General features: G+C 62.4%; 15 protein-coding genes. 7 read left to right on the top strand and 8 right to left on the bottom strand.

From position 1 onward, the window contains the following. Positions 1 to 10: 10 nt before the first annotated feature. From acnD to PVV54_RS08780, 4 genes are all read right to left on the bottom strand, one after another. Positions 11 to 2,599, bottom strand: a complete 2,589-nt coding sequence (acnD, locus tag PVV54_RS08795; protein WP_274909549.1) for a Fe/S-dependent 2-methylisocitrate dehydratase AcnD — start codon at positions 2,597 to 2,599, stop codon at positions 11 to 13. Positions 2,600 to 2,673: 74 nt separating this feature from the next. After that, the gene (prpC, locus tag PVV54_RS08790) at positions 2,674 to 3,801 is read right to left on the bottom strand and encodes a bifunctional 2-methylcitrate synthase/citrate synthase (RefSeq protein ID WP_274909548.1); all 1,128 of its coding nucleotides are present in this window, start codon (positions 3,799 to 3,801) and stop codon (positions 2,674 to 2,676) included. A 144-nt stretch (positions 3,802 to 3,945) separates the two neighbouring features. Beyond that, positions 3,946 to 4,836, bottom strand: a complete 891-nt coding sequence (gene prpB / locus PVV54_RS08785; protein ID WP_274909547.1) for a methylisocitrate lyase — start codon at positions 4,834 to 4,836, stop codon at positions 3,946 to 3,948. Further along, the gene (locus tag PVV54_RS08780; protein WP_274909546.1) at positions 4,833 to 5,549 is read right to left on the bottom strand and encodes a GntR family transcriptional regulator; all 717 of its coding nucleotides are present in this window, start codon (positions 5,547 to 5,549) and stop codon (positions 4,833 to 4,835) included. Before PVV54_RS08780 ends, prpB begins: the two co-directional genes overlap by 4 nt. A gap of 292 nt (positions 5,550 to 5,841) precedes the next feature. Between PVV54_RS08780 and rloA the strand changes: the two genes are divergently transcribed. The 5 genes from rloA to PVV54_RS08755 all read left to right on the top strand — a co-directional run bounded on the left by rloA (position 5,842) and on the right by PVV54_RS08755 (position 11,322). Further along, complete coding sequence (gene rloA / locus PVV54_RS08775; protein ID WP_274909545.1) at positions 5,842 to 6,378, top strand: retropepsin-like aspartic peptidase RloA; 537 nt, start codon at positions 5,842 to 5,844, stop codon at positions 6,376 to 6,378. Between the two features lie 5 nt (positions 6,379 to 6,383). After that, a complete protein-coding gene (rloB, locus tag PVV54_RS08770) occupies positions 6,384 to 7,919 on the top strand; it encodes an osmotic stress tolerance membrane protein RloB (protein ID WP_274909544.1) in 1,536 nt (511 codons plus the stop codon). Then, positions 7,919 to 8,899, top strand: coding sequence for an alpha-L-glutamate ligase-like protein (locus PVV54_RS08765; protein ID WP_274909543.1), 981 nt, complete (start codon positions 7,919 to 7,921; stop codon positions 8,897 to 8,899). The genes rloB and PVV54_RS08765 overlap by 1 nt, the downstream gene beginning before the upstream one ends. 171 nt (positions 8,900 to 9,070) lie before the next feature. Further along, a complete protein-coding gene (gene pabB / locus PVV54_RS08760) occupies positions 9,071 to 10,414 on the top strand; it encodes an aminodeoxychorismate synthase component I (RefSeq protein WP_274909542.1) in 1,344 nt (447 codons plus the stop codon). A gap of 173 nt (positions 10,415 to 10,587) precedes the next feature. After that, entirely contained in the window at positions 10,588 to 11,322 is a 735-nt protein-coding gene (locus tag PVV54_RS08755; RefSeq protein WP_274909541.1) for a phosphoadenylyl-sulfate reductase, read from the top strand. 121 nt (positions 11,323 to 11,443) lie between these two features. On the opposite strand, the gene cysB is transcribed toward PVV54_RS08755, so the two are convergent. The 3 genes from cysB to PVV54_RS08740 all read right to left on the bottom strand — a co-directional run bounded on the left by cysB (position 11,444) and on the right by PVV54_RS08740 (position 14,097). Next, positions 11,444 to 12,418, bottom strand: coding sequence for an HTH-type transcriptional regulator CysB (cysB, locus tag PVV54_RS08750; RefSeq protein ID WP_033699078.1), 975 nt, complete (start codon positions 12,416 to 12,418; stop codon positions 11,444 to 11,446). A 129-nt stretch (positions 12,419 to 12,547) separates the two neighbouring features. After that, the gene (locus PVV54_RS08745; RefSeq protein ID WP_274909540.1) at positions 12,548 to 13,045 is read right to left on the bottom strand and encodes a universal stress protein; all 498 of its coding nucleotides are present in this window, start codon (positions 13,043 to 13,045) and stop codon (positions 12,548 to 12,550) included. 104 nt (positions 13,046 to 13,149) lie between these two features. Beyond that, on the bottom strand, positions 13,150 to 14,097 hold the full coding sequence (locus PVV54_RS08740; RefSeq protein ID WP_274909539.1) for a putative 2-dehydropantoate 2-reductase: 948 nt from the start codon (positions 14,095 to 14,097) through the stop codon (positions 13,150 to 13,152). Between the two features lie 225 nt (positions 14,098 to 14,322). Here PVV54_RS08740 and PVV54_RS08735 point away from each other — a divergent pair, with 225 nt between their 5' ends. Further along, the gene (locus tag PVV54_RS08735) at positions 14,323 to 15,399 is read left to right on the top strand and encodes a 3-deoxy-7-phosphoheptulonate synthase (RefSeq protein WP_274909538.1); all 1,077 of its coding nucleotides are present in this window, start codon (positions 14,323 to 14,325) and stop codon (positions 15,397 to 15,399) included. 64 nt (positions 15,400 to 15,463) lie between these two features. Here the strand turns inward: PVV54_RS08735 and PVV54_RS08730 are convergent, their stop codons facing one another. Then, a complete protein-coding gene (locus PVV54_RS08730) occupies positions 15,464 to 15,745 on the bottom strand; it encodes a GNAT family N-acetyltransferase (protein WP_008095521.1) in 282 nt (93 codons plus the stop codon). Positions 15,746 to 16,248: 503 nt separating this feature from the next. Here PVV54_RS08730 and oprI point away from each other — a divergent pair. Beyond that, positions 16,249 to 16,500, top strand: a complete 252-nt coding sequence (oprI, locus tag PVV54_RS08725) for an outer membrane lipoprotei OprI (RefSeq protein ID WP_003259780.1) — start codon at positions 16,249 to 16,251, stop codon at positions 16,498 to 16,500. Positions 16,501 to 16,717: the final 217 nt, after the last annotated feature.

Raw genomic sequence — 16,717 nt, 5'->3', positions numbered from 1 at the left:
GCCCCATCAACTACGCCGTCGCCTCAAGGAAATCCTGGGCAAAGCGCTGCAACACCCCGCCCGCCTCGTAAATGGACACTTCTTCAGCCGTATCCAACCGGCACGTCACCGGCACTTCCACCTGCTCGCCATCACGCCGTGTCACCACCAGTGTCAACGTCGCCCGCGGTTTGCGCTCACCCAGCACGTCGTAGGTTTCGCTGCCATCCAGGCCCAGCGTGTTGCGGTCAGTGCCCGGTTTGAACTCCAGCGGCAACACGCCCATGCCCACCAGGTTGGTGCGGTGAATACGCTCGAAGCCTTCGGCAACGATGGCCTCGACACCCGCCAGGCGCACGCCTTTGGCTGCCCAGTCGCGCGACGAGCCCTGGCCATAATCGGCACCGGCAACAATGATCAGCGGCTGCTTGCGCTCCATGTAAGCCTCGATCGCTTCCCACATGCGCGTCACCTTCCCTTCCGGCTCAAGCCGCGCCAGCGAGCCTTGCTTCACGCTGCCATCGTCCTTGCGCACCATTTCGTTGAACAGCTTGGGGTTGGCAAAGGTGGCGCGCTGGGCGGTCAGGTGGTCACCACGGTGGGTGGCGTAGGAGTTGAAGTCCTCTTCCGGCAGGCCCATCTTCGCCAGGTACTCGCCGGCAGCGCTGTCGAGCAGGATGGCGTTGGACGGCGACAGGTGGTCGGTGGTGATGTTGTCCGGCAGCACCGCCAGCGGGCGCATGCCGCGCAGCGTGCGCTCACCGGCCAGGGCGCCTTCCCAGTAGGGAGGGCGGCGAATGTAGGTGCTCATCGGCCGCCATTCGTACAGCGGTGCGACTTTCGGCCCACGGTCTTCCTCGACGGCGAACATAGGGATGTACACCTTGCGGAACTGCTCCGGCTTGACTGACGCCCGCACCACGGCATCGATTTCTTCGTCGCTGGGCCAGATGTCCTTAAGGCGGATTTCCTTGCCATCAACCACGCCCAGCACATCCTTTTCGATGTCGAAGCGGATGGTGCCGGCAATGGCGTACGCCACCACCAGCGGCGGCGAGGCCAGGAAGGCCTGCTTGGCATAGGGGTGAATACGCCCGTCGAAGTTGCGGTTGCCCGACAGCACGGCGGTGGCGTACAGGTCGCGGTCGATGATTTCCTGCTGGATCACAGGGTCCAGCGCGCCGGACATGCCGTTGCAGGTAGTGCAGGCGAAGGCGACGATGCCGAAGCCCAACCGCTCCAGTTCCTGCTCCAGCCCGGCCTCTTCCAGGTAAAGCTGCACGGCCCTGGAGCCCGGTGCCAGCGACGACTTCACCCACGGCTTGCGCGCCAGCCCAAGCTTGTTGGCGTTGCGCGCCAGCAGGCCTGCGGCAATCACGTTGCGCGGGTTGCTGGTGTTGGTGCAACTGGTGATGGCGGCGATGATCACCGCGCCGTCAGGCATCTGCCCCGGCACTTCTTGCCAAGAGCCAGCGATGCCCTTGGCCGCCAGCTCGCTGGTGGCCACGCGGGCATGCGGGTTGGACGGGCCGGCCATGTTGCGCACCACGCTCGACAGGTCAAAGCTCAGGCTGCGCTCGTATTCGGCCTTGGCCAGGCTGTCGGCCCACAGGCCGGCGACCTTGGCGTAGGTTTCCACCAGTTGCACTTGCTGGTCGTCACGCCCGGTCAGCTTGAGGTAGTCGATGGTCTGCTGGTCGATGGCGAACATCGCCGCCGTGGCGCCGTACTCCGGGGCCATGTTGGAGATGGTTGCACGGTCGCCCAGGGTCAGGGCACGCGCGCCCTCGCCGTGGAACTCCAGGTAGGCGCCTACCACCTTCTGCTTGCGCAAAAACTCGGTCAGGGCCAGCACCAGGTCGGTGGCGGTGATGTTCGGTGCCAGCTTGCCGGTCAGCTCGACGCCGACGATTTCCGGCAGGCGCATCCACGAGGCGCGGCCCAGCATGACGTTTTCGGCCTCAAGGCCACCCACGCCGATGGCGATCACACCCAGGGCATCGACGTGCGGGGTGTGGCTGTCGGTGCCGACGCAGGTGTCCGGGTAGGCCACGCCATGGTCGTTGTGAATGACCGGCGACATTTTCTCCAGGTTGATCTGGTGCATGATGCCGTTGCCGGGCTGGATCACATCGACGTTCTTGAACGCCTTCTTGGTCCAGTTGATGAAATGGAAGCGGTCTTCGTTGCGCCGGTCTTCGATGGCGCGGTTCTTGTCGAACGCCTGCGGGTCGAAACCGCCACACTCCACGGCCAGGGAATGGTCGACGATCAGTTGCACCGGCACCACCGGGTTGACCTGGGCCGGGTCACCGCCTTTGTCGGCGATGGCGTCGCGCAGGCCGGCCAGGTCCACCAGAGCGGTCTGGCCAAGGATGTCGTGGCACACCACGCGGGCCGGGAACCACGGGAAGTCGAGGTCGCGCTTGCGCTCGATCAGTTGGCCCAGCGAGGCGTCGAGGGTGGCCGGGTCACAGCGGCGCACCAGGTTTTCGGCCAGCACGCGGGAGGTATATGGCAAGGTGTCGTAGGCACCCGGCTTGATGGCCTCGACGGCTGCTCGGGCGTCGAAATAGTCCAGGGTGGTGCCTGGCAGGGGCTTGCGGTAGGCAGTGTTCATATCGTTATCAGGCTCGGTCACGGTATTCGGTAGGCAGGTCAGGCCATTGGGGGCGCTGCGCGCCCCCAACAATCTCAACGCCGGTCGATGGGCACGAACTGGCGTTGCTCGACGCCGACATACTCGGCGCTCGGGCGGATGATGCGGTTGTTGGCGCGCTGCTCGAACACGTGCGCGGCCCAGCCGGTCAGGCGCGAGCAGACGAAGATCGGGGTGAACAGCTTGGTCGGGATGCCCATGAAGTGGTACGCCGAGGCATGGTAGAAGTCGGCGTTGGGGAACAGGCGCTTCTGCTCCCACATGGTCTTGTCGATGGCTTCGGAGACCGGGTACAGCACCTTGTCGCCCACCTCGTCCGCAAGCTGCTTCGACCAGCCCTTGATCACCTCGTTGCGCGGGTCGGACTCTTTGTAGATGGCATGGCCAAAGCCCATGATCTTGTCTTTGCGCTCCAGCATGCGCAGCAGCTCGGCGGTGGCTTCCTGCGGGCTCTGGAAGCGTTCGATCAGCTCCATGGCTGCTTCGTTGGCGCCGCCGTGCAGCGGGCCGCGCAGCGAACCGATGGCGGCGGTGACGCAGGAATACAAGTCGGACAGGGTCGAAGCGCAGACCCGGGCCGTGAAGGTGGACGCGTTGAATTCGTGCTCGGCGTAGAGGATCAGCGACACGTTCATGACCTTGACGTGCAAGGCGCTCGGCTTCTTGCCGTGCAGCAGGTGCAGGAAGTGGCCGCCCAGGGTGTCTTCGTCGCTGGTGCAATCGATGCGCACGCCATGGTGGGTGAAGCGGTACCAGTAGCACATCACCGCCGGGAAAAGCGCCAACAGGCGGTCGGTTTTTTCGCGCTGGGATTCGAAGGTCAGCTCGGGCTCCAGGGTGCCCAGCACTGAGCAGCCAGTGCGCATCACGTCCATCGGGTGGGCGTCACGAGGGATGCGCTCGAGCACTTCCTTCAGCGCCTGGGGCAGGTCACGCAGGCCCTTGAGCTTGCGCTTGTAGTCAGCCAGTTCGGCCTTGCCCGGCAGGTCACCATAAAGCAGCAGGTAGGCGACTTCTTCGAACTCGGCGCCGGCGGCCAGGTCACGGACGTCGTAGCCACGGTAGGTCAGGCCGGCACCGGCCTGGCCCACGGTCGACAGGGCAGTCTGGCCGGCCACCTGGCCACGCAGGCCTGCGCCACTGAGTACTTTTGCTTCGGCCATGGTGTTTCTCCTTTCTTGGAATTGTTATGGAAATGTGTTGCCTGTTGGGCCTCATCGCGGCGGTCCGACGCATCGGTGAATCCGCTCCTACAAACGGTTGCGTTCCTGTAGGAGCGGATTTATCCGCGAGGCGCCAGCACAGGCTTACCCTTTCTTCTGCGCAAACAACGCATCCAGGCTCTGCTCGAAGGCGTGGTAACCAATGGCATCGTAAAGCTCCATGCGCGTCTGCATGGTGTCGATCACGTTCTTCTGGGTGCCGTCGCGGCGCAGCGCGGTGTACACGTTTTCGGCGGCCTTGTTCATGGCGCGGAACGCCGACAGCGGGTACAGCACCAGCGACACATCGACCGAGGCCAGTTCCTCGGTGGTGTACAGCGGCGTGGCACCAAACTCGGTGATGTTGGCCAGGATCGGCGCCTTCACCCGGTCGGCGAAGGTCTTGTACATTGCAAGTTCGGTGATGGCTTCGGGGAAGATCATGTCGGCGCCGGCTTCGATGCAGGCGGCGGCGCGGTCAAGGGCGGCGTTCAGGCCTTCCACCGCCAGGGCGTCGGTGCGCGCCATGATCACGAAGCTGTCGTCGGTGCGGGCATCCACGGCCGCCTTGATGCGGTCGACCATTTCCTGCTGGGACACAATTTCCTTGTTCGGGCGGTGCCCGCAGCGCTTGGCTCCCACCTGGTCTTCGATATGGATGGCGGCAGCGCCGAACTTGCTCATGGAGCGCACGGTACGGGCAACGTTGAAGGCCGAGGCACCGAAGCCGGTGTCGACATCCACCAGCAGCGGCAGGTCGCACACGTCGGTGATGCGGCGCACATCGGTCAGCACGTCATCCAGGTTGCTGATGCCCAGGTCCGGCAGGCCCAGCGAGCCCGCGGCCACACCGCCACCGGACAGGTAGATGGCCTTGAACCCGGCACGCTTGGCCAGCAACGCATGGTTGGCATTGATGGCGCCGACCACCTGAAGCGGGTGCTCGGCGGCAACGGCATCGCGAAAACGCTGGCCGGGTGTGCTCTTCACAGTCATTTCTCACCTCGTGGGCTGTTGTTGTTGGCGTCCAGGTAGTGACGCTCGATATTGCGCTTGGACGCGCCGATGTGGCGGCGCATCAGGAGTTCGGCCAGTTCGCCGTCACGGTCGGCGATGGCGTCGAGAATGCGGTGGTGCTCGGCAAAAGCCTGGCGCGGCCGGTTGGGCGTGGCGGAAAACTGGATGCGGTACATGCGCACCAGCTGGTACAGCTCGCCGCAGAGCATCTTGACCAGGGTCTGGTTGCCGCTGCCCTGAATGATTCGGTAATGGAAGTCGTAGTCGCCTTCCTGCTGGTAGTAGCCGACACCGGCCTGGAACGCGGCATCGCGCTCATGGGTATCGAGTACCCTTCGCAGCTCGTCGATGTCCTGCTGGCTCATGCGCTCCGCGGCCAGGCGGCAGGCCATGCCTTCGAGCGACTCGCGAATTTCGTACAGCTCGATAAGCTCGGCATGGTTGAGCGACACCACTCGCGCGCCGACGTGCGGTACCCGCACCAGCAACCGCTGGCCCTCCAGGCGGTGAATGGCCTCACGCAGCGGGCCGCGGCTGATGCCATAGGTGCGCGCCAGCTCAGGCTCGGAGATCTTGCTGCCCGGGGCGATTTCCCCCTTTACGATGGCCGCCTGGATACGCCTGAAGACATTCTCGGACAAGGTTTCCGTTTCATCCGATTCTGCCGGGCTGGGCGTGCTGAGGTCCAGCATATTGTCGACACCTTGCAATTACCTTACGCCAAAACTAGCTAAACAGACGTACCCAGTCAAAGACAAAATGAACATTGTCGACAATCGTCTAAGAACGAACTTACCCCGTGATGGCGTTGTCAGATCGCGACGCGCTGGCGTCAAGACACCGGCGTGATAGAATGCCGCGCCTCCAACGGAGTATGGATAGCGTTTCTGTCGTCGTTTCATGTTGTCGACAGATCAACGAGGAAGCTTGCGCTGTAGTTGCCAGTCGCCTTGCCCCAACCCTGCACAGCACCGCGCCAGGACTATGAGACTTACACCCGTTTTATTGCTGCTTTGCCTCACCCTGCTGCCGGCCCTTGGCCAGGCGGCGGGCAAGACCGTGTACGGTTTGAACGAATACGCACGCCTTGGCGACCTGGACCTTGAAGTGGCCGCCAAGCTCGACACCGGCGCCAAAACGGCCTCGCTCAGCGCCCGCGACATCAAACGGTTCAAGCGCAACGGCGAAAGCTGGGTACGCTTCTACCTGGCCATCGACGCCGCGCACTCGCACCCGATCGAGCGCCCGCTGGCACGGGTCAGCAAGATCAAGCGCCGCGCCGGCGACTATGATGCTGAATCCGGCAAGGCCTACACGGCCCGCCCGGTCATCGAACTCGAAATCTGCATGGGCCAGGCCCTGCGCACCATCGAAGTCAACCTCACCGACCGCAGCGCGTTCCAGTTCCCGCTGCTGATCGGCTCCGAGGCGCTCAAGCACTTCGACGCGCTGGTCGACCCAAGCCTTAAATACGCGGCCGGCAAACCTGCCTGTGCCACCGAAGCTCCCAAAGCAGAGTAACCCCGATGCGCTCTCTTACCCTCCATCTGAAAGTTTTGATCACCGTGCTGGTGCTGCTTGGCGTGGCGGTCACGGCTTATCAGATCTTCTTCCTCGGCATCCCGGTGACCGAAGACGAAACCGACGACCTGTGGAACATCGACGCCAAGGTCGAGTTCGTCGCCAGCGCCAAAGACCCGGTCAAGGTGCAGATGTTCGTGCCGCCGCTGAACCGCGACTTCGTGAGCCTGAACGAGAGCTTCATCTCCAACAATTACGGCGTGAGCGTCAACCGTGCCGACGGTAACCGCAAGGTCACCTGGTCGGCACGCCGCGCCAGCGGTAACCAGACGCTCTACTACCGCCTGGTGCTGACCAAGCGCTACAGCAACGAAAAAACCACCATCAAAGGCGCAACCTTCCGCGACAGCCTGGCCGTCGAAGGCCCCGAGAAGATTGCCGCCGAGGCGCTGCTGGCGCCGATTCGCCAGCACTCGGCCGACGTTGAAACCTTCGTCAGCGAGACCATCAAGCGCGTCAACAACCTCAACGACGACAACGTCAAGCTGTTGCTGGCGGGCGACACATCACCGATGAAGAAAGCCCAGGTGATCGACCTGCTGCTGTCCATCGCCCACGTGCCGCTGGAGAAAGTGCACACCATCCGCCTGGTGGCCGACACCCCGCAAACCCCTGAACTGTGGCTGCGCAGCTTCAACGGCAACGACTGGCTGTACTTCAACCCGGACACCGGCGAACAGGGCCTGCCCAGCGACCGGCTGCTGTGGTGGACCGGTGACGACAACCTGATCACCGTCGATGGCGGCAAAAAAGCCAACGTCACCTTCAGCATGAACAACAGCGAGATGAACGCCATCCGCCTGGCCAAGCTGACCGACGAGAACACCGACGCCGACTTCCTGGAATACTCGCTGTACGGCCTGCCGCTGCAAACCCAGCAAACGTTCATGATCATGGTGATGATCCCGATCGGCGTGCTGGTGATTCTGGTGCTGCGCAACCTGATCGGCGTGCAGACCCTGGGTACCTTCACCCCGGTCCTGATCGCCCTGGCCTTCCGCGAAACCCAGCTGGGCTTCGGCATCATCCTGTTCACGGTGATCACGGCACTTGGCCTGTCACTGCGTTCGTACCTGGAGCACCTGAAGCTGCAGATGCTGCCGCGCCTGTCGGTGGTGCTGACCTTCGTGGTGGTGCTGATTGCCGCCATCAGCCTGTTCAGCCACAAGCTGGGGCTTGAGCGCGGCCTGTCGGTGGCACTGTTCCCGATGGTGATCCTGACCATGACCATCGAACGCCTGTCCATCACCTGGGAAGAGCGTGGTGGTGGCCATGCCATGAAAGTGGCCATCGGCACCTTGTTCGCGGCATCGCTGGCGCACCTGCTGATGACCGTGCCAGAGCTGGTGTACTTCGTGTTCACCTTCCCGGCGGTACTGCTGATTCTGGTGGGCTTCATGCTGGCGATGGGCCGTTACCGCGGCTACCGCCTGACCGAGCTGGTGCGCTTCAAGGCATTCCTGAAGAAGGCTGACGCCTGATGTTTGGCCTGATCAAGACATGGAAAGCCCTGGAGGCCCGGGGCATCATGGGTATCAACCGGCGCAACGCGGACTACGTGTTGAAGTACAACAAGCGCCACCTGTACCCGATCGTCGACGACAAGATCATCACCAAGGAGCGCGCGCTGGCGGCCGGCATTCATGTGCCGGAAATGTACGGCATCATCGAAACCGAAAAGCAGATCGAGAAGCTCGACCAGATCATCGGCGGGCGCAGCGACTTCGTCATCAAGCCGGCCCAGGGCGCCGGCGGTGACGGCATCCTGGTAATCGCCGACCGGTTCGAAGACCGTTACCGCACGGTGTCGGGCAAGATCATCAGCCACGAAGAAATCGAACACCAGATTTCCAGCATCCTCACCGGGCTGTATTCGCTCGGCGGGCACCGCGACCGTGCGTTGATCGAGTACCGTGTCACCCCCGACCAGATCTTCAAGAGCATCAGCTACGAAGGCGTACCGGACATCCGCATCATCGTGCTGATGGGCTACCCGGTGATGGCCATGCTGCGCTTGCCTACCCGCCAGTCGGGCGGCAAGGCCAACCTGCACCAGGGCGCCATCGGCGTGGGTGTGGACCTGGCCACCGGCGTGACCCTGCGCGGCACCTGGCTGAACAACATCATCAGCAAGCACCCGGACACCACCAATGCGGTGGACGGCGTGCAGCTGCCGAACTGGGACGGCTTCATGAAGCTGGCCGCCGGCTGCTACGAGCTGTGCGGGCTGGGCTACATCGGCGTGGACATGGTGCTGGACCAGGACAAGGGGCCGTTGATTCTCGAACTCAACGCACGGCCCGGGTTGAACATCCAGATTGCCAACGACACCGGCCTGACCCAGCGCACCCATGCCATCGAGGCGCATATCGAAGCATTGGCGAAAGACGGCATTACCGAAGATGCCGAGCAGCGTGTGCGGGTGGCACAAGGGTTGTTCGGGCACGTGCATCCGCGCTGAGGCTTCTTCGCGGATAAATCCGCTCCTACAGGCCATCGCTGACCCTGTAGGAGCGGATTTATCCGCGAGGCGCCCTTAACCCAAATGTTTAATGTCGCACCCAGTGCTAGTCGCTTTTCCTACACAGGTCTACAATCGCCCACCTCGCTTTTGACATCGCCGTCCACACTGATGCCAACCTGTACGCTGCACCCCCTGCCCTACCAGCCCGACCCCGCCGTTTACTTTGCGCGCCTGCGCCAGGCCCCCGGCGCGATCCTGCTCGACAGCGCCCGCCCCGGCGCCGAACGCGGCCGCTTCGACCTGCTCAGCGCCTGGCCGTTGCAGCACCTGCAAGCCCAACCCGAGGAAGATGGCCGTGTATTCCTGCAGCGCCTGCGCGACGGCTTGGCATGCCTGGGCAGCGCGGATTTGCCCGAAGGTTGCCCACTGCCCTTTGCTGGCGGCCTGATCGGTTACTTCAGTTACGACTTCGGCCGCCGCCTGGAGCACCTGCCCAGCCTGGCCAGCGATGACCTCGGGCTACCTGACGCGCAGCTTGGCCTGTACGCCTGGGCCCTGGTCAGCGACCACCTGCTCGGCACCAGCCAGCTGGTGTTCCACCCCAGCCTTGCCGATGGCGAGCGTGAACGCCTGATCGCCCTGTTTGCGTCGACCGACAGTAGCGCAACCGGCACTTTCCACTTGCACGCGGCCATGCAGGGCGACCTGCAGCCCGAGCAGTACAAAGCCGCGTTCGACCAGGTGCAGCGTTATATCCAGGCCGGCGACTGCTACCAGATCAACCTCACCCAACGCTTTCGCGCCCCCTGCGAGGGCGACCCTTGGGCCGCCTACCAGGCACTGCGCAAAGCCTGCCCCACGCCGTTTTCCGGCTACCAGCAACTGGCGGACGGCAGCGCCTTGCTCAGCTTTTCGCCGGAGCGTTTCGTGCGCGTCAGCCAAGGCCAGGTGGAAACCCGCCCGATCAAGGGCACCCGCCCGCGCTCGGCCGACCCCGCACAGGATGCCCGCAACGCCGAAGAGCTGCGCGTCAGCCCCAAAGACCGATCGGAAAACCTGATGATCGTCGACCTGCTGCGCAACGACCTGGGGCGCAGCTGCCAGATTGGCTCGGTGCGGGTACCGGAGCTGTTCAGCCTGGAGAGCTACCCCAACGTCCACCACCTGGTCAGCAGCATCACCGGGCAACTGGCCAGCAACAAGGACGCGCTGGACCTGATTGGCGACAGCTTCCCCGGCGGTTCGATCACCGGCGCCCCGAAAATCCGTGCCATGCAGATCATCGACGAACTGGAACCTACCCGGCGCGCGCTGTATTGCGGCTCGCTGCTGTACGTGGACGTGCGCGGGGAAATGGACAGCTCCATCGCCATCCGCAGCTTGCTGGTGAAAGATGGCCAGGTGAGTTGCTGGGGCGGTGGCGCAGTGGTGGCGGATTCGCAGTGGCAGGCGGAATATGAAGAGTCGATCGCCAAGGTGCGGGTGTTGATGGAAACGCTGCAAAGCCTGTGATCGGCAGTGCCTGCATCGCGGTTGAAACCGCTCCTACAAGTCACGTGAAACTGTAGGAGCGGTTTCAACCGCGATGAAGCACACACCTAGATCAGCCCGTCTACCCCGCCATTTTTTGTTACCATCACACCACTACGAGCGCACAGCGCCACAGCCAAGATGGAAACCGCCTGATGAGCCAACCCTTCGACGTCGCCGCCCTGGCCGCGACCTACGCCAACAAGTCCCCGCAGGACATCCTCAAGCTCGCTTTCGAACACTTCGGCGACGACCTGTGGATTTCGTTCAGCGGCGCCGAGGACGTGGTGCTGGTCGACATGGCCTGGAAGCTCAACAAGCAGGTCAAGGTGTTCAGCCTGGACACCGGCCGCCTGCACCCCGAAACCTACCGCTTCATCGACCAGGTGCGCGAGCAGTACAACCTGCCGATCGAAATCCTCAGCGCCGACCGCGCCAAGCTCGACCCGTTCGTGAAGGAAAAGGGCCTGTTCAGCTTTTACAAGGACGGCCACGGCGAGTGCTGCGGCATTCGCAAGATCGAGCCGCTGCGCCGCAAGCTGGCCACGGTAAGCGCCTGGGCCACCGGCCAGCGCCGCGACCAGAGCCCGGGCACTCGCAGCCAAGTGGCCGCACTGGAAGTCGACGGGGCGTTTTCCACGCCTGAGCGCACGCTGTACAAGTTCAACCCGCTGGCGCAGATGACCAGCGCGGAAGTGTGGGGTTATATCCGCATGCTGGAGCTGCCGTACAACAGCCTGCATGAGCGTGGTTTCATCAGCATCGGTTGCGAGCCGTGCACCCGCCCGGTGTTGCCGGGGCAGCACGAGCGCGAAGGGCGTTGGTGGTGGGAAGAGTCGACGCAGAAGGAATGTGGGTTGCACGCGGGCAACCTGATTAGCAAGGCGTAAATGGCTGGGGCCGCTTTGCGCCCCTATCGCGGATAAATCCGCTCCTACAGAGGATCGCGTAATCCTGTAGGAGCGGATTCATCCGCGATAGGGGCGCGAAGCGGCCCCTCGCATTCGCAGCTCAATGCACCGGCAATTCAACCCCGTCAAACAGCTCTTCCAGCTCCTGCTTGTTGTGGCACTGAATCGCCTTGGCCATCACCTCACGGGTCAGGTGCGGCGCGAACTTCTCGATGAAGTCGCACATGAAGCCACGTAGGAAGGTGCCACGACGGAAGCCGATCTTGGTAATACTGGCCTCGAACAGCTCGCTGGCATCCAGCGCCACCAGGTCACTGTCCAGCTTGGTATCCACGGCCATCTTGGCCACGATGCCCACGCCCAGGCCCAGGCGCACATACGTCTTGATCACGTCGGCGTCGGCCGCGGTAAACACCACTTTCGGCGTCAGGCCACGGTGGTTGAACGCTTCGTCCAGTTTCGAACGGCCGGTAAAGCCGAACACGTAAGTCACGATCGGGTATTCGGCAACCGCTTCCAGGGTCAGCTTCGGCAGCTTGGTCAGCGGGTGGCCCTGCGGCACCACCACGCAACGGTTCCACTTGTAGCACGGCATCATGATCAGGTCGCCGAACAGCTCCAGCGCCTCGGTAGCGATGGCAAAATCGACAGTACCGTCAGCGGCCATTTCGGCAATCTGCATGGGCGAACCCTGGTGCATGTGCAACGCCACTTCCGGGTACTGCTTGATGAAGCTGCTGATCACCGGCGGCAAGGCATAGCGCGCCTGGGTATGGGTGGTGGCGATGGACAGCGTGCCCTTCTTCTCGTTGGAGAATTCCTGGGCGATCTGCTTGATGCTCTCGACCTTGCGCAGGATTTCACCAGCGGTGTTGATGATGCGTTCGCCAGCCGGCGTTACACGGGTCAGGTGCTTGCCGCTACGGGCAAAAACTTCAACACCCAGTTCATCCTCAAGCAGGCGGATCTGTTTGCTGATCCCCGGCTGCGACGTGTACAGGCTCTGCGCCGTCGCGGACACGTTGAGGTCGTGGTGCGCCACTTCCCAGATGTAGCGCAGTTGTTGAAGCTTCATAGGTTTCCCTCGAATCAGCGGTAGGTCAGCGGCAGCAGGCAGCGACGAGATATAACTATATTAGTGGTTCTCGAAATAAAACTAGAACTATTTTGTTACACGCCCCTCCGAAATGGCCTACAGCCAGCTTTACGTTTTCCTACGTCCAAGGTGCTGTGCGAGCGGCACCATGTAGACCGGCACCGGTGACAATTGCAGCAGGCGCACCGCCGTGCGGCCGATCGGCACATCCACCCCGGCACCGGCGCTATGGCTGCCAAAAATCAGCAAGTCCACACTCAATCGTTGCGCTTGCTCCAGAATCACCTGCGCCGGGTCACCCTGGCGTACACGTACAGCCTTGATCACCGCCAGGTCGGCGTCCTCACCCAATTCGTCACGAAAGTTTTCGAGCACCCGCTGCTCGATGTTGGCCATTACCGTATTCACGCCTTCGCTGTGCAGCTCATCCAGGGTCTGTTCGTCGAGGTAGCTTTGCAGGAGGGATTCGGCGAACTGCCCCATGGGCTCCACGGCATGGATGACATACAGTTCGGCATTGAAAGTGCGGGCCAGGGCCAGCGCATGTTGCATCACAAAAGGCGCGTAGACACCGAGGTCGGTGGCATACAGCATGGAGCGGATCATTCGACCTCCTTGACTGCCGTTGCGGCAGAGCAAGCTTCAGCTTAGCAGTGCGCCGAAGGCTCGCTCTGCCGTCCGGCGCACAGCCACCGCGGGCTGCAGCGCTTTCAGCCAGGGCGGTTACCGCGGTCGATGAAGGCCAGCGCCTGATACAACATTTGCATGCGCGGCAAGCGGCAACCCGCGGCCTGCGCGCGCGCCAAAGGCTCGGCATAAATGGCCTGCAGTTCAAGCGGCCGTTGCTGGGCATGGTCGTGGTACATGCTCGGCCAGTAGTCGGGCATCTGCTCGGTGATACGGAACAAGTGGTCGGCATACCCGGCTGGAAGCACATGGCCACAGGCCTCGGCACCCTGTACCACTTCAGCCATCAGCGCCTGGATAAGCTCGCGACTGTCGGCGTCCGCCATCAGCGGCGTGGTGCTGGCCCCCAGCAACACCGACAGGCCGTTGTAGGGAACATTCCACACAAGCTTCTGCCAACGCGCCTGGCCGAGGTCTTCCATTGCCTGAGAGTCGATGCCAGCCGCCCGGAATAGCCCGGCGCCCTCCTCCACAATGGCCACACCACCGTCGTCGGCCGGGCCGCTGTGATAGCCCAGGTTCACCGCCCCCAGCGCCTGATGGCGAATTTCCCCGGGGCCGGTGCGATTGACGCAGATGAAGCACAGCCCACCGAGCAGGTGAAGGTGGGCAGGCAGGTTCGGGCGCAACTGCTCTTCAACCCCCAGGCCATTCTGCAGCAATATCACCTTGGCATCCGGCGCGGCGGCCTGCGCGATCAATGGTGCCAGCTCGGCATTGCTGGTGGCCTTGGCGCCGATCAGCAACCAGTCGCAGGGCGGCATGTCGGCGGCACTGGCATAGGCCTGCACCGGCATCTGCAATTGGCCATGCACGGCACTGTCCAGCTTCAGGCCATGTTCGCGCACGGCGGCATATTCGCTGCGCAGCAAAAAGTGCACATCAAAGCCGGCACGCGCCAGCATCAACCCGTAAAAGCCGCCGATGGCGCCGCTGCCAATAATGCCGATACGGGGTTTGCGGTCGGCCATGCTGTTCTCCATCTATGAGTGTCGATGGCATTTTTTACACCGCTAAAGCCATCCCCCGCCACTTTTGCCCGCCACCGCAGGGAAAAACCCTGCGCCAACCGGGTGCTGGCCATTGTCGCGCCCCCTGTAACGCGCTAAGGTTCGGCTCCCCGCTGCGAATATTATTGCTGCTGGGCCGCACGGGGAACGCTGGCGGCCGGCACCCGTGACCTGACGAGTAACACGATGGCTGATTTACCGATCGACGACCTGAACGTTGCCTCCAACGAGACCTTGATCACCCCCGATCAGCTCAAGAAGGAAATCCCCCTCAGCGCCAAAGCCCTGCAGACTGTCACTGCCGGCCGTGAAGTGGTGCGCAACATCCTCGACGGCAAGGACCATCGCCTGTTCGTCGTGGTCGGCCCCTGCTCCATCCATGACATCAAGGCCGCTCACGAATACGCCGAGCGCCTCAAGGTGCTGGCCGAGGAAGTGTCCGACACCCTGTACCTGGTGATGCGCGTGTACTTCGAAAAACCACGCACCACCGTCGGCTGGAAAGGCCTGATCAACGACCCGTACCTGGATGACTCGTTCAAGATTCAGGACGGCCTGCACATCGGCCGCAAGCTGCTGCTGGACCTGGCCGAAATGGGCCTGCCCACCGCCACCGAAGCGCTCGACCCGATCTCCCCGCAGTACCTGCAGGACCTGATCAGCTGGTCGGCCATCGGCGCCCGCACCACCGAATCCCAGACCCACCGCGAAATGGCCTCGGGCCTGTCGTCGGCCGTCGGCTTCAAGAACGGCACAGACGGTGGCCTGACCGTGGCCATCAACGCGCTGCAGTCGGTGTCCAAACCGCATCGCTTCCTCGGCATCAACCAGGAAGGCGGCGTGTCCATCGTCACCACCAAGGGCAACCCGTATGGCCACGTGGTGCTGCGCGGCGGCAACGGCAAGCCCAACTATGACTCGGTCAGTGTCGCTCTGTGCGAGCAGGACCTGGCCAAGGCCAAGATCAAGGCCAACATCATGGTCGATTGCAGCCACGCCAACTCCAACAAGGACCCGGCCCTGCAGCCGCTGGTGATGGAGAACGTCGCCAACCAGATCCTCGAAGGCAACGAGTCGATCATCGGCCTGATGGTGGAAAGCCACCTGAACTGGGGCTGCCAGTCGATTCCGAAGAATCTGGAAGATCTGCAATACGGCGTGTCTGTCACCGACGCCTGCATCGACTGGTCGGCAACCGAAAAGACTTTGCGCAGCATGCGCGCCAAGCTGAAGGACGTGCTGCCCCAGCGCACACGCAGCTGAAGGTTGCCGTAAAACAAAACGCCGGGCATTGCCCGGCGTTTTCGTATGAGGATGGTTAACCTGTTCAGGCCTTGCTCGAGTGCCGCTGCTGGCGTTCCATGTAGCGCTCCACGTACGAGCAGGACGGGATCACCGTGTAGCCCATCTGGTCAGCGTACTCCAGCGCCTTCTCGGTCAGCGCTGCAGCGATCCCGCGGCCACGCAGGGCGTTGGGCACGAAGGTGCGATAGATGTCCAGCGTCTGCTTGCCCAGGTCCATGTACGTCAGGTAGGCACGATGACCGTCCACGTTGGTCTCGAACTGATGACCGGCCTGGTCATGGTGGATGGTCAGCGCTTCACTCATCACTACTCCTCGCAGGCCTTTCTGGCAGGCCCATGCCTTGACCGATGATGGTTTATCCGGCGCAGGAGCCTCTACGCCACCTCTTGCCCCCTTGGACCGCACGCCGATCTGAATCGTTCTGCCGGGCCGGGCACCCCCAAATAGTAGGCGCCGAAAGCGGGGTTACTCAAGCTGGCCGAGGTTAAAAATGTGACAGGAACGATACCGCCCAGGCACGCCCCCAACTGCAACCGGATGATCTAGGGCTTAAGACGCAAACCGACAGTTAAAGTCACCGTTAGTTCAACAAAAAAGTTCCCGTACTACAATCGCTTGCGTTCCCTGTACGGTTTTTTCACAAAACCCCTAAAAACCTTGTCGGCCATCCCATCGGCAACATTTTTTTTGCAGTTCTTGCGCTCTGTCAGTTTACTTACTACAAGTAATGGGTACTATGTACGCCGGCCAGTTTCTCTTTTCCGAGAGATGGCTAATTTAATAGAAAGTCCTTGAAGGGGAACACGATGAACAACGTTCTGAAATTCTCTGCTCTGGCTCTGGCCGCAGTTCTGGCTACCGGTTGCAGCAGCGTATCCAAAGAAACCGAAGCTCGCCTGACTGCGACCGAAGACGCAGCAGCTCGCGCTCAAGCCCGTGCTGACGAAGCCTACCGTAAGGCTGACGACGCTCTGGCTGCCGCTCAGAAGGCTCAGCAAACTGCTGACGAAGCCAACGAGCGCGCCCTGCGTATGCTGGACAAAGCCAGCCGCAAATAATAGTCCTCACGGATTGTTAAGGAGCCGACCCACTTGTGGGTCGGCTTTTTTATTGGGCGAGGTTTACCTTGAGATGTTTGTCGCCTGGGAGATCGAGCGCCGCCCGCGCGGCGCATCGCGGATAAATCCGCTCCTACAGGCGTACACCAACCAGGCAGGCACGTTGCAACAAATGTAGGAGCGGATTTATCCGCGATGCGCCGCACGGGCGGCGCCC

This window comes from Pseudomonas sp. PSKL.D1, from assembly GCF_028898945.1.
Classification (GTDB): domain Bacteria; phylum Pseudomonadota; class Gammaproteobacteria; order Pseudomonadales; family Pseudomonadaceae; genus Aquipseudomonas.
The sequence above is the reverse complement of the archived record's forward strand: the minus strand, read 5'-3'. Positions and strand labels throughout refer to the sequence as shown.

Coding starts and splice junctions, on each gene's coding strand:
- PVV54_RS08755 (WP_274909541.1), top strand. CDS start 10,588: ATGAGCCAACCCTTCGACGTCGCCGCCCTGGCCGCGACCTACGCCAAC.
- prpB (WP_274909547.1), bottom strand. CDS start 4,836: ATGACTGTGAAGAGCACACCCGGCCAGCGTTTTCGCGATGCCGTTGCC.
- prpC (WP_274909548.1), bottom strand. CDS start 3,801: ATGGCCGAAGCAAAAGTACTCAGTGGCGCAGGCCTGCGTGGCCAGGTG.
- PVV54_RS08740 (WP_274909539.1), bottom strand. CDS start 14,097: ATGGCCGACCGCAAACCCCGTATCGGCATTATTGGCAGCGGCGCCATC.
- rloA (WP_274909545.1), top strand. CDS start 5,842: ATGAGACTTACACCCGTTTTATTGCTGCTTTGCCTCACCCTGCTGCCG.
- PVV54_RS08765 (WP_274909543.1), top strand. CDS start 7,919: ATGTTTGGCCTGATCAAGACATGGAAAGCCCTGGAGGCCCGGGGCATC.
- PVV54_RS08745 (WP_274909540.1), bottom strand. CDS start 13,045: ATGATCCGCTCCATGCTGTATGCCACCGACCTCGGTGTCTACGCGCCT.
- rloB (WP_274909544.1), top strand. CDS start 6,384: ATGCGCTCTCTTACCCTCCATCTGAAAGTTTTGATCACCGTGCTGGTG.
- acnD (WP_274909549.1), bottom strand. CDS start 2,599: ATGAACACTGCCTACCGCAAGCCCCTGCCAGGCACCACCCTGGACTAT.
- PVV54_RS08780 (WP_274909546.1), bottom strand. CDS start 5,549: ATGCTGGACCTCAGCACGCCCAGCCCGGCAGAATCGGATGAAACGGAA.
- PVV54_RS08735 (WP_274909538.1), top strand. CDS start 14,323: ATGGCTGATTTACCGATCGACGACCTGAACGTTGCCTCCAACGAGACC.
- cysB (WP_033699078.1), bottom strand. CDS start 12,418: ATGAAGCTTCAACAACTGCGCTACATCTGGGAAGTGGCGCACCACGAC.
- PVV54_RS08730 (WP_008095521.1), bottom strand. CDS start 15,745: ATGAGTGAAGCGCTGACCATCCACCATGACCAGGCCGGTCATCAGTTC.
- oprI (WP_003259780.1), top strand. CDS start 16,249: ATGAACAACGTTCTGAAATTCTCTGCTCTGGCTCTGGCCGCAGTTCTG.
- pabB (WP_274909542.1), top strand. CDS start 9,071: ATGCCAACCTGTACGCTGCACCCCCTGCCCTACCAGCCCGACCCCGCC.